The organism is Lentilactobacillus curieae (genome assembly GCF_000785105.2).
GTDB classification, from domain to species: Bacteria; Bacillota; Bacilli; order Lactobacillales; family Lactobacillaceae; genus Lentilactobacillus; species Lentilactobacillus curieae.
In genome coordinates, this window is record NZ_CP018906.1 from 843,949 (window position 1) to 856,480 (window position 12,532).

General features: G+C 38.5%; 10 protein-coding genes. All 10 read right to left on the minus strand.

Features of this window, described 5'->3' with window-relative positions; genetic code table 11:
- Positions 1-8 precede the first annotated feature (8 nt).
- A complete protein-coding gene (locus PL11_RS04065) occupies positions 9-2,021 on the minus strand; it encodes a DHH family phosphoesterase (protein WP_191982087.1) in 2,013 nt (670 codons plus the stop codon).
- A 139-nt stretch (positions 2,022-2,160) separates the two neighbouring features.
- Positions 2,161-2,397 (minus strand): 30S ribosomal protein S18, encoded by a 237-nt coding sequence (rpsR, locus tag PL11_RS04070; protein ID WP_078256911.1) that lies wholly within the window; start codon positions 2,395-2,397, stop codon positions 2,161-2,163.
- A 34-nt stretch (positions 2,398-2,431) separates the two neighbouring features.
- Positions 2,432-2,926, minus strand: a complete 495-nt coding sequence (ssb, locus tag PL11_RS04075) for a single-stranded DNA-binding protein (RefSeq protein ID WP_035166537.1) — start codon at positions 2,924-2,926, stop codon at positions 2,432-2,434.
- Between the two features lie 35 nt (positions 2,927-2,961).
- On the minus strand, positions 2,962-3,258 hold the full coding sequence (gene rpsF, locus PL11_RS04080; RefSeq protein ID WP_035166538.1) for a 30S ribosomal protein S6: 297 nt from the start codon (positions 3,256-3,258) through the stop codon (positions 2,962-2,964).
- A 185-nt stretch (positions 3,259-3,443) separates the two neighbouring features.
- Positions 3,444-5,897, minus strand: coding sequence for a DNA gyrase subunit A (gene gyrA / locus PL11_RS04085; RefSeq protein WP_237047534.1), 2,454 nt, complete (start codon positions 5,895-5,897; stop codon positions 3,444-3,446).
- Between the two features lie 118 nt (positions 5,898-6,015).
- Positions 6,016-7,959, minus strand: a complete 1,944-nt coding sequence (gyrB, locus tag PL11_RS04090) for a DNA topoisomerase (ATP-hydrolyzing) subunit B (RefSeq protein WP_035166542.1) — start codon at positions 7,957-7,959, stop codon at positions 6,016-6,018.
- A gap of 17 nt (positions 7,960-7,976) precedes the next feature.
- Positions 7,977-9,092 (minus strand): DNA replication/repair protein RecF, encoded by a 1,116-nt coding sequence (recF, locus tag PL11_RS04095; protein WP_035166544.1) that lies wholly within the window; start codon positions 9,090-9,092, stop codon positions 7,977-7,979.
- Complete coding sequence (gene yaaA, locus PL11_RS04100; protein ID WP_191982088.1) at positions 9,089-9,319, minus strand: S4 domain-containing protein YaaA; 231 nt, start codon at positions 9,317-9,319, stop codon at positions 9,089-9,091. The genes recF and yaaA overlap by 4 nt, the downstream gene beginning before the upstream one ends.
- Before the next feature lie 242 nt (positions 9,320-9,561).
- Positions 9,562-10,701, minus strand: coding sequence for a DNA polymerase III subunit beta (dnaN, locus tag PL11_RS04105; RefSeq protein WP_035166545.1), 1,140 nt, complete (start codon positions 10,699-10,701; stop codon positions 9,562-9,564).
- Between the two features lie 189 nt (positions 10,702-10,890).
- Positions 10,891-12,234 carry a chromosomal replication initiator protein DnaA gene (dnaA, locus tag PL11_RS04110; protein WP_035166546.1) on the minus strand — a complete coding sequence of 448 codons (1,344 nt, stop codon included), beginning with the start codon at positions 12,232-12,234 and terminating at the stop codon, positions 10,891-10,893.
- Between the last annotated feature and the right edge of the window lie 298 nt (positions 12,235-12,532).

The window sequence follows — 12,532 nt, forward strand, 5'->3', positions numbered from 1 at the left end:
TATTCCTGTTATTCATTATCATCGATATGGTCAATGGTTTCAAGGAGCATTTCTTTTACTTCAGCAACTGTCTTATCTTCAAGTTGGGTAGCTCCACTGGATAAGTGACCACCACCGCCCATTCTTTCCATAATAATTTGAACGTTGATGTTTCCAGTACTTCTTGCAGATACCCCAATTTTACCGTCTGACCGCTTTGTAATAATAAATGAAGCATCTACCCCAGACATTGTTAATAACGAGTCACAGGCTTGCGCAGCGGTTACTGAGTCGTAGTTTTTATCCTCTTCACCAGTAATCAGTGCCATATCATCGTGGAAAAATTCAACCAACGAAATTAGGTGGTTTCTCTCAAGATAATTATCAACATTTTCCTTCATTAATTGCTGCATATCATTAGAATCCGCACCAGTTGATCGCAAGTAACTAGCAGCATCAAAAGTTCTTGTCCCAGTTCTCATTGAGAAACTCTGGGTATCAACAAAGATTCCCGTTAGCATTGCCGTTGCTTCAACCTTATTAATCGGTTCTTCTTCATGTGATTGGTACTCAAACATTTCAGTAATCAGTTCACACGTTGACGATGCATAGGGTTCAATATAAACCAGCATTGGATTTTCAGGGAATTCTTCACCACGTCTATGGTGATCAATAATAACCACCTTTTTAGACATTGATTGATAAACATCCTCTGAAATACTGATTGATGGTTTTGAATGATCCACCATGATTAACAGACTGTTGTCAGTAGCCTTAGATTGAGCTTCAGAAGGTGTGATAATTGAATCGCTAATTTCTGGATAACTCTTAGTTTCTTGAAGTAATCTTTGAATATCTGAGTGAACCCGTTCCTTATCAAGGACTATCCAACACTTTTTGCCATTCATTTGAGCAATTCTTCTAATTCCCAAACAAGCCCCTAGAGAATCCATATCTGGACGAGTATGACCCTGAACAAAAATCTGGTCAGAATCATTCATTAACTCGTTAAGAGCTTGTGAGATCATCCGTGCTCTAACTCTGGTACGTTTCTCCATTGGGTTGGTTTTACCACCATAGAAACGAGCGGTGCCTTCAAGACTTTTAACTACGACTTGATCACCACCACGTCCAAGTGCTAAGTCTAAATTACTTTGAGCCTGGTCAGCTAAACTATTCAAGTCTTCGTCACCATAAGCAATTCCGATACTCAATGTGAGTGGGAAGTTTTGTTTAGATGTACTTTCTCGAACCACGTCCAAAATATTGAATTTATCGGACTCTACGTCTGTCAATGATTTAACATATGCCAGCAAGAAGAAGTGGTCATCATCGATTTGCTTCAAATACATACCATATTTTTGTGACCAAGAGGCTAGTTCATTGGTAACATAATTACTCAAGTTAGAAATATCTTGATCGGTCATTGACTGGGTAACTTCATCATAGTTATCCAAGAAAATTTGCCCAACTGTGATTTGTTCGTTGTCGTAACGTTCCTCTAATTGGGCATACTTTGTGATATCTAAGAAGTACACCGTGTTATATTCTCGCTGAACCAACATTGAAAACTTATTATCATGCCAAGTAACTGTATGAAACTCCTTGGAATCTTCAAACTTAAGGATCAGTTTCTCTAATTCAGGATCAAGTTCACCCAGTCGCTTTTGGAGAATGCTGTCACTCTGGAAATAATTAAGTAAGAATGGATTTGCCCACTCAATTTTCTTATTATCACCAAGTACTAACACACCAATTGGCATCTCTAACAGTGCTTCTTGCTCACCACGATGAATTCGATAAGAAAGATCAGCAATGTATTTGTTGGTATCAGAACTGATTTCGTTCATCATCACTATGGTGTAGATTAGTCCAACCACACTAATTGCGATTAAAATTGAAGCCGCAATCGTGCTATATAAAAAGGACACTACGACCCCATAGATCACAGTGATAGAAATAAAAATCATTATTCGTCTTAATCTAGTGTTATGAATAAATGGAGGTAGTTGCCCACCATTTTTCGAATTATTATTGTTCATACTAATCCTCTTAACTTAACGATGTAATTCTCTTTATTTTACCATAAATAGGGATACCCCTGTTATTCACTACTCTAGGTGACAGTTTTTAGAGTAAAAAAAGAACCGAGATATAAATATCCCAGTCCTGGTATCGCTATTAGTCTTCAGCAACGAAAGGCATTAATCCCATGATGCGTGAACGTTTGATAGCAATTGTTAATTTACGTTGGTTTTTAGCACTAGTTCCAGTCACACGACGTGGAAGAATCTTTCCACGTTCTGAGACGAAACGCTTCAACAAATCAACATCTTTGTAATCAATGTACTCGATGTGGTTTGCTGCGATAAAATCAACTTTACGACGGTGACGGCCGCCACGTCTTTGTTGAGCCATAACTATTTCCTCCTCAAGTTATTCGAGTGTTTACCTAGAATGGTAAATCGTCATCGGAAATATCGATTGAGTCTCCTGAATTAGCAAATGGATCTGCAGGTGCAGAACTATTGCTGTTATTAGAAGAACCTCCACCGAATGGATTTCCGTTATCTTGTTGAGGAGCATTGCCACCTTGTGGTGCACTTTGATTATTGTTATCACGATTTGATCGTGGTTCTAATAGTGCAAAGTTTTCAACCACAACTTCAGTTACATAAACTCGTTGACCTTGTTGATTTTCATAATTTCTAGTCTGAATCCGACCATCAATTCCAACCAAAGATCCTTTATGAACGAAGTTGGCAAAATTTTCAGCGGATTTACGCCAGATAACGCAGTTAATGAAATCTGCCTCACGTTCACCTTGTTGATTAGTAAAGCGACGATCAACTGCCAGTGTAAAAGTACCAACAGCTGTTCCGCTTTGTGTGTATCGTAAATCAACATCGCGGGTTAGGCGTCCCGTTAACATTGCTCTGTTTAGCATGCTGAATTTGCCCCTCTCAATTTAAAATTTAAATATTAACCTTCGCGTACAACGGTCATATGACGTAAAATATCGTCATTGATCTTTGCAAGACGGTCAAATTCGTTCAATGCTGCATCTGAATCAGTAGTTAAGTTAACAATGTGGTAAGTACCTTCATTGTAACCACCAATTTCGTATGCAAATTTACGCTTTGACCAGTCTTTTGAATCGATGACCTTGGCACCGTTATCGGCCAAGACCTTGTCGAATCTTTCTACTAAAGTAGTCTTAGCAGCGTCTTCAATATCAGGACGGATAATGTACGTAATTTCGTATTTCTTTTCTTCCATGATTTGCACCTCCTTCTGGACTAATGGCTCTTCTTATTAAGAGCAAGGAGAGTTTCTGTATTATCAGATACTCACAGTTTAAAACTATAACATGCATTCAAAAAAATATCAATATGCCTAAAATGTTGATCACGATACACCAATTATATACGAAAAAAGATGACGATTACCGTCATCTTTTTAAATTATTCTTCAGAATTATTTTCGTCATTTGCTTGGTTGCCATTTTCATCGGCTTCATCATCTTCAGAAACTTCTTCTTTTTCAACTTTTGCCATGGTAGCAACCTTTGCATCATCGTCCATTCTAATCAAATGAACTCCGAGAGTTGCCCGACCAGTTTCAGATACGCCGTTGACATCAAAACGGATCATAACACCCTTATTGGTAATCAGCATAATATCTTCTTGTCCACTAACAGTAGTTAGTCCCGCAAGTGGTCCATTCTTTTCAGTAATGTTGGCAGTCTTAATACCTTTACCACCACGACCCTTAATTGGGTACTGAGCAGCAGGCGTCCGCTTTCCATAACCTTTCTCAGAGATTATAAATACTTCACTCTCTGGGTCAAGGATATCTGAACCAACCACATAGTCTTCTTCACGGAGTCTTATTCCGCGAACACCGGTTGCAGAACGTCCCATTGAACGAACATCGGCAGCTTTAAAACTAACAGCATAACCACGATGAGTTCCGATAATAATGTTTTGATTTTCTTCAACAATCAATACGTTATTAACTTCATCCCCGTCCTTAAGGTGAATTGCCTTAAGACCGTTGCTCCGAATATTTGTAAATTCAGCAACTGGAGTTCGTTTAACAGTTCCTTGGGTCGTAACAAAGAATAGATCCTTTTCGGTGTCATTATTTCTGTCTGAGATATTAATCACAGCTTGAATCTTTTCGCCGTTTTCAATACTCAACAAATTAATGATTGGAATTCCTTTAGCTGACCGACCGTATTCTGGAATTTCGTATCCCTTCATCCGGTAAATCTTACCAGCGTCAGTAAAGAATAGTAGTACGTCATGAGTTGATGTGGAAACTAAATGTTCCACAAAGTCATCATCATGAACTCCCATTCCTTGAACACCACGACCACCACGATTTTGTGATTTAAATTCATCCGTTGGAATTCGCTTGATGTACCCATTGTGAGTAAGAGAAACAATAACGTCCTCTTCTTCAATTAGGTCTTCATCTTCAAGACTAAGAACCTCACCAACTAACAATTCAGTCCGGCGCTCATCACCAAATTTGCTTTGAATTTCAAGTAATTCTTGGTAAATGATGTCATTGACTTTATCACGACTACCAAGAATAGCCTTAAACTCCTCAATGCTCTTCATGAGTTCGTCGTACTCTTTATCAATCTTTTCACGTTCCAAACCAGTTAATCTAACCAGTCGCATATCTAAGATTGCTTGAGCTTGCTTATCACTAAGACCAAAATCACTGATCAATTGGTTTTTAGCAATTTCGCCAGTTTGTGAACCACGAATAATCTTAATAATGGCATCAATATGGTCCAACGCAATTCTCAATCCTTCAAGAATGTGAGCTCTTGCTTGGGCCTTATTTAATTCATACTTAGTTCTGCGAGTAATAACCTCAACTTGATGTTCCAAGTAATAGGTTAAAATTTCTTTCAAACTAAGGATTCTTGGAGTTCCGGCAACAATTGCCAACATGTTAAAGCTAAATGATGTTTGCATCAACGTTAGTTTATAAAGATTATTCAGAATAACTTCTGCACTAGCCTCACGCTTAACATCAATAACCACCCGTAAACCTTCACGGTCAGATTCATCATTGATATCAGAAATTCCTTCAATTCGTTTATCACGAACTAATTCGGCAACTCTTTCAATCAACTTAGCTTTATTAACCATGTATGGTAATTCAGTGGCAACAATCTTTTGCTTGCTATCTGAATCACCTTCAATTTCAACTTTAGCTCGTAAAGTAATGGTACCCTTACCAGTTTCGTAAGCCTTACGAATTCCAGACTTACCCATTACGACACCACCGGTTGGGAAGTCAGGTCCAGGTACTGCTTCCATCAAATCCGCTGTGGTAGCATCTGGATTTTTCATCAGAATATGAATAGCACTAATTACTTCAGCCAAATTGTGAGGCGGAATGTTGGTTGCCATTCCGACAGCAATCCCTGAAGCACCGTTAACCAATAAGTTAGGAAAACGTGCTGGCAAAACGCTAGGTTCACGTTCTGTACCATCATAGTTATCAACAAAGTCAATTGTATCTTTATTGATATCGCGTAACATTTCCAAAGCAATTTTACTTAAACGTGCTTCGGTATAACGCATGGCCGCAGCACCATCACCATCGACAGAACCAAAGTTTCCGTGACCGTCAACTAACATGTAACGATAACTAAAGTCCTGTGCCATTCTAACCATTGATTCGTATACGGCAGAATCACCATGGGGGTGATACTTACCTAAAACATCACCAACGATTCTGGCAGATTTCTTAAATGGCTTATCAGGTGTAACACCCAATTCATGCATATCGTATAAGATACGACGATGAACAGGCTTCAAACCATCACGAACATCAGGCAAAGCACGAGCCACAATAACACTCATGGCGTAGTCCAAGAAAGATGTCCGCATTTTTTTAACTAAGTCGACATTGGTTACTCGACCATCATTGTACTTATTATCTTCATTAGCCAACCCTCAAACCTCCATTTCGGGTAACAAAAGATCAATGTTTCATGTGAAACAAAAGCTAAATATCCAAGTTTTCAACAAATGTAGCGTTATCTTCAATGAACTCGCGCCGAGGTTCAACTTTGTCTCCCATTAACATTGAGAAAACATCATTTGCTTCGGCAGCATCTTGAGATTCAACTCTCAATAATCTACGATTTTCTGGATTCATGGTTGTTTCCCATAATTGTTCCGCATCCATTTCACCAAGACCCTTATACCGTTGAATAACTGGTTTAGGTGATGGTTGTAATTGACCAAGAAAATCAGTCAACTCTTCGTCACTATCAATATATTGTTGCATCTTACCTTGACGCACTTGATACAAAGGTGGTTGCGCAATGTAAACAAATCCTGCATCAACCAATGGCCGCATGTACCTGTAAATCAAAGTTAGCAACAATGTTTGAATATGAGCACCATCGACATCGGCATCAGTCATGATAATTAGCTTATGATAATGAATTTTTGCTAAATCAAAATCTTCACCAAATCCTGTTCCCATGGCTGTAAACAGTGAACGAATTTCTTCATTCGCCAGAATTTTATCCATAGTTGCTTTTTCAACATTCAAAATCTTTCCCCGAATTGGCAAGATTGCTTGAGTTAGTCGCGAACGCCCCTGCTTAGCTGAACCACCGGCAGAATCACCCTCGACGATAAATAATTCTGAAATTTCGGGATCTTTTGATGTGTTATCAGCCAACTTACCTGGTAAGTTACTGATTTCCAGACCACTCTTTTTCCGAGTAACTTCTCTGGCACGCTTAGCCGCACTTCTAGCTTTAGAAGCTAAAATCCCTCGATCAACAATTTTTCTTGCAACGCTAGGATTTTCCATCAGCACTTTTGAGAAGTGGTCACTAAAGATTCGGTCAGTAGCAGTTCTGGCATCAGAGTTACCTAACTTAGTCTTAGTCTGACCTTCAAATTGTGGATCCGGATGTTTGATACTTACAACGGCAGTTGTTCCTTCACGAACATCTTCACCAGAAAGGTTATCATCGTTGTCTTTAAGCAGATTATTTTTGCGAGCATAATCATTGATTACTCTGGTTAAAGCACGTTTGAAACCTTCTTCGTGAGTCCCACCTTCATAGGTATGAATGTTGTTAGTAAACGTCATTAAGTTACTGTGGTAATCATCAGTATATTGAATCGCAACTTCGACTGTAATTCCGTTTTCTACACCTTCAACGTAGATTGGTTCGTCAAACAGAACTGTCTTATTTTTATCGAGATACTCAACGTAGTGCTTGATTCCACCTTCATATAAGAAGTCTTCTTCAGTTGGTTTTTCAGGACGAAGATCACGAACTACGATTCTCAAACCTTTGTTCAAGAATGCAAGCTCTCGAAGTCTAGTTGTTAGAATTTTAATATCATAAGTGGTTGTTTCTCTAAAGATATCTGGATCTGGAACGAAGTGAACCTTGGTTCCGTGCAAGTCGTCAGAAACTTCATCGATTACTTTCATTGAAGTTTTAACTCGGCCACGTTCAAAGTCCATGTAGTAAACCTTACCATCACGGGTAACGGCAACATCTAATTCCTCTGAAAGGGCGTTAACAACAGACGCACCAACACCATGAAGACCACCAGATACTTTATATCCGCCGCCGCCAAACTTACCACCAGCATGCAAAATAGTATAAACAGTTTCTAGGGCTGGTTTTCCAGTCTTCTTTTGAATATCAACAGGAATACCACGACCATCATCTGTAACGGTGATACTGTTGTCTTTTTCAACAGTTACAGTTATTTTAGTTGCAAAACCTGCGAGGGCTTCATCAATACCGTTATCCACGATTTCCCAAACCAAATGGTGAAGGCCTTGAGAAGTAGTAGTTCCGATATACATCCCTGGACGCTTACGAACAGCTTCAAGTCCTTCAAGAACTTGAATTTGACTGGCATCATATTCATGGGCTAACTCTTTTTTTGTTTCCTTTTCGTCTGCCATTTACGATCCTCCTGATCTTAATCCTTAGTTACTTTTCCAGCGGCAATGTGAAACACCTGAGGATTTGTAAGCAACTCCTGTTGAACCCCACTTAAACTCGTTGTGGTAAGAAACGTCTGGACCCGATCTTGGATTGCCGTTAGTAAATGAGTCTGGCGGTAATCATCGAGTTCAGACAGCACATCATCAAGTAACAGAACTGGATATTCTCCAGTTTGTTGTTTCATCAAGTCAATCTCTGCGAGTTTCAGTGACAAGGCTGTGGTTCTTTGTTGACCCTGTGAACCAAATGACTGAACTTCCTTATCATTAACGACAAAGACGATATCATCGCGGTGAGGACCAATAATTGTAGATGCTTGCATTATTTCTTTTTCCTTGATGGTTGAAAATTGTGTCAAAAGATTATTGTAGATGGAATCAACACTATCCATTTCACCTTTAGAAGCGGCAGTTTTGTATCTAAAAATCAACTTCTCTTTCCCTTGGGTGATTTCCGTGTGAATCCGTTGTGCAAAGGTTTGTAACTGATTTAAAAGTGAAATCCGTTCAAAAATAATCTCAGCCCCATAAGCAGCAAGTTGATCAGATAAAACATCTAAATAAACTTTATCGCTGCGGCGCCGAAACTTTAAATCTTTCAAATACCTATTACGTTGTTTTAATATCTTTCGGTACTGAGTCAAGTTGTACAAATAATGATTGCTCATCTGGCCAAATTCCATGTCCATAAACTTACGACGTCCCTGAGGCGAACCTTTCACAATTGAGAGGTCTTCTGGGGCAAATAAAATAACGTTGAGCTGACCAATATAACTAGATAACTTTGCCTGCTCTAAGTGATTTAACTTAGCCTTTTTACCTTTGGGTCCTAAGTCCAATTCGATTGGTAGGCTTGAATATTGTTTCTCCACCAAGCCTTTAATTTGGGCATTTTGACTATCCCAACTGATCAATTCCTTATCATTTGAAGTTCTATGGCTACGGGCTAATGCCAGTACATAGATTGCCTCTAACAAATTGGTCTTTCCCTGGGCGTTTTCTCCCAGCAAAACATTGATTCCGTCAGAAAAGTCTAGTTCCTGGTCTTCATAATTACGAAAATTATGAAGGCTAATTTTTTTTAACTTCATTCACTTTCCTGCTTTGAGCGAATAAAAAATAAGCCAACATCTGGAACGGAAACATTATCGCCGTCGCGTAATTTCTTACCTCGCCGATTTTCCGGTTCCCCATTGACATCGACTGCCGTTTCGCGCAAAAACCATTTAGCTTGACCACCACTTGAAATGATCGATTCCTCTTTTAACAGTTGACCTAAAGTGATGTATTCTCCATCAATCAAAATCTCTTTTTTCACAATTTCACCCACCTTTGACAAGTACTATTATACGCTTAGTTATGATAAAAGTACATCTCACAATGCAATATAAGCCACTGTAAGCCGTTTTTTTGTATTTCGACTTATTTGCCCAAATTTAAATAAAATTCCATAAAACCGCGTACACCGAATTTTAAAGAAAATCCCCCCATTTTTTTAATTAAGGTCAAAAAAAATCACCTCTCTTAACGAGAGATGATTAAAGTTAACTAATTTGTGAACTAAAATGTCCGAATTGGTGTAATCAATTGAATAAAGCTTTCACCGTCTTCAGTTGGCATCAAAGTAAATGGTCTTAATGCAGATGTAAAGTCCACATTAATTGATGTTTGGCTAAGTGAACGCAAAGCATCCTTCATGTAATCAGGGTTAAATGAAATTTCCAACTGATTACCTTCCAATGAAATTGGATCAATATTTTCTTGAACCACACCAACGTCTGGGGAGTTACCGTAAATCGTAACTTTCTTTTCATCAGGTTCGATAATCATTTTAATTACATTATTCCGTGACTCATGTGAAAGTAAAGATGCACGTTCAACAGTTGAAAGTAGTGCTGATGCATCAAATGATACGCGGGTATCAAATGAATCTGGAATTAAACGAGAAGTGTCAGGATAGTTTCCCTCTAATAATCTTGAGTAGAACAAAGTATCACCAACGACAAATAGTGCTTGGTTTTCAGTGACCGACAATAGAATGTCATCTTTTGAGTCATCGATCATCTTTGAAAGTTCAGCTAAGCTCTTTCCAGGTAACACAAAGTCGTAGCTATTTTCGAATGGTTGTTTCAAGGCAACTTTCCGTTGACTAAGTCTATGACTATCAGTAGCAACTGCCAGAATGTTATCTTGATCCATCGTGAAATGAACCCCAGTTAATATTGGCCGACTTTCTTGGTTAGAAACAGCAACAACTGTTTCACTAATGATTTGCTTTAACACATCTCCAGCAACTGGTAGTGAGTTACTTGAATCGATTTCTGGTAAATGAGGATAGTTGTTTGCATCTAAGCCATTAATGGTAAATGAAGCTGATCCAGATGTTATAACGGTTTGGAAGTTATCAGTAACTTCGATGGTTAAAGTGTCTTCTGGTAGTTTCTTAACGATTTCAGTAAAGAAACGTGCAGGTAGAACGATTGCTCCTTCGGATTCAACTGCTAATAAGTTGTCAGGATCTGATGTCTTAATAGTTGTTTCAATGGAAATATCTGCATCGCTTCCTGTTAGTATCAAGCTTTGATTTGTAGCAACAATCTTCAATCCAGTAAGAATTGGAATTGTTGTTTTAGTTGAGATGGCTCTTGATACTGTGTTAAGTCCCTTAATGAAAGCGGACTTGCTGATTGTGAATTTCATTATTTCTTTGAACCTCCCGGAGTGTTGTTTTATATATTTAATTAATAAAAAAATAGCAGAAACAGTAGGACCTGTGGATTTGTGGATAACTATCGAAAAGCACAGATGACAACTAAAAAGAGACTGTGGATAACTCTGTGCATAATTTTAAGTGAACTCTGAAGCTTATCCACAGACGATTATACCATTTTATCCAAGTCCCTTTTTGAGATCGGTAATTTCTTTTCTCAAATCGGTATCGATTTTTATCTTCTCGGCAATTTTTTCATAAGCATGAATGACGGTTGTGTGATCCTTACCACCAAATTCCTTACCAATTTTTGGAAGTGAGTTGTTAGTAAGTTCTCTTGCCAAGTACATTGCGATTTGTCTTGGCATTACGATTGATGCTAATCGTTTCTTGCCCTTCAAATCGTTAACTGAAACGTGGAAGTAATCTGCAACTTTACTTTGAATATCTACGATACTAAGTTGGTGACTTTTTGTTTCTAATTTTAATCCTTTAAGCGCTTCATAAGCTAAATCTGTGGTAATTGGTTCGCCCTTCAATTTTGAATATGCTTGAACTCTAGATAGGACTCCCTCTAATTCACGAACGTTTGAATCAACCTGATTTGCTATGTAATTGATGGTTTCACTAGGGATTTCTAGGTTATCAATTTCAGCCTTGTTTTGGAGGATTGCAATTCTAGTTTCTAAATCTGGCGGGGTAATGTCGACTGGGAGGCCCCATGCAAATCTCGATACCAATCGGTCTTGGAGCTTGGGGATTTCTTGTGGTACCCGATCTGAAGTTAGGACGATTTGTTTATCATCGTTATATAGATCGTTAAATGTATGGAAGAACTCTTCTTGAGTTGCTTCTTTATCGGCGAAGAATTGAATATCATCAACCATTAAAATATCAACGTTGCGATACTCCTGACGAAATTCTTCAGTTTGATTGGTTTGGATTGCGTTGATGAAGTCGTTAGTAAAAGCTTCACTAGTTACGTATTTAACCTTAGCATCTGGTCGGTCAGCAACTAACTTGTTACCAATTGCTTGCATCAAATGCGTTTTTCCTAAACCAACACCACCATAGAAGAATAATGGGTTGTACAACTTTCCGGGCTCTTCGGAAACGATTAGCGCTGCTGCATGAGCCATTTGGTTACCCTTACCAATGATGAAAGTATCAAATGTATAGTGAGGGTTTAAATGTCCTTCCTTACTAAATGCATAACTTTCTGGTTTTTTCTTGGCCTCAGGAATATCTGATTTATCATCCGTGCTGGCTTTAACATCGGAATCTAGCACAAATTTTGGTTCAATATTTCCCTTTGTGAGTACAAACGCGTACTCAATTAGGTTTGGTGCAAGTTGTTTTTCCCAATAATCACGATGCAATTCAGATGGTAAAGATAACGTGAGTGTCGAACCATCAAAGTTAACTGGTTTTACAGGTTCGATCCAGGTTTCGAATGAAAGCTTTGGCGTGTTTGCTCTGAACTTCTCGCTAAGTTCGGACCATAGAGCTTCTTTATCTGGCACGGCTGTTCCCCCTTTTATATTTTTAAAATCAACTCGATTTTTTTGAAAGCAAATTTATTCTAGCATTCTCAAAAAAAGTTTTCCACAGGGTAAAAGTGCCTGTGCATAAATGTTTCACATAAGTTGATGACTCAAAATGCCACCCTGTGGATAAGTGTGGATAACTTTTGAGATTACGGGTAATCCACAACTGCCTGTGGACAAAAAGTTGGTGTCGTGCTAGGGTTACAGAGAATTATTTTTAGTTTTCCACAGCCTGTGGAATGTGGATATCACACTGTGTGTATTTGTGGATAAC

What these genes read in the sequence shown, in the direction of transcription:
- ssb (WP_035166537.1), bottom strand. Translation starts at nt 2,926, where the DNA reads ATGCTAAACAGAGCAATGTTAACGGGACGCCTAACCCGCGATGTTGAT.
- gyrB (WP_035166542.1), bottom strand. Translation starts at nt 7,959, where the DNA reads ATGGCAGACGAAAAGGAAACAAAAAAAGAGTTAGCCCATGAATATGAT.
- gyrA (WP_237047534.1), bottom strand. Translation starts at nt 5,897, where the DNA reads ATGCGGACATCTTTCTTGGACTACGCCATGAGTGTTATTGTGGCTCGT.
- rpsR (WP_078256911.1), bottom strand. Translation starts at nt 2,397, where the DNA reads ATGGCTCAACAAAGACGTGGCGGCCGTCACCGTCGTAAAGTTGATTTT.
- PL11_RS04065 (WP_191982087.1), bottom strand. Translation starts at nt 2,021, where the DNA reads ATGAACAATAATAATTCGAAAAATGGTGGGCAACTACCTCCATTTATT.
- rpsF (WP_035166538.1), bottom strand. Translation starts at nt 3,258, where the DNA reads ATGGAAGAAAAGAAATACGAAATTACGTACATTATCCGTCCTGATATT.
- dnaN (WP_035166545.1), bottom strand. Translation starts at nt 10,701, where the DNA reads ATGAAATTCACAATCAGCAAGTCCGCTTTCATTAAGGGACTTAACACA.
- recF (WP_035166544.1), bottom strand. Translation starts at nt 9,092, where the DNA reads ATGAAGTTAAAAAAAATTAGCCTTCATAATTTTCGTAATTATGAAGAC.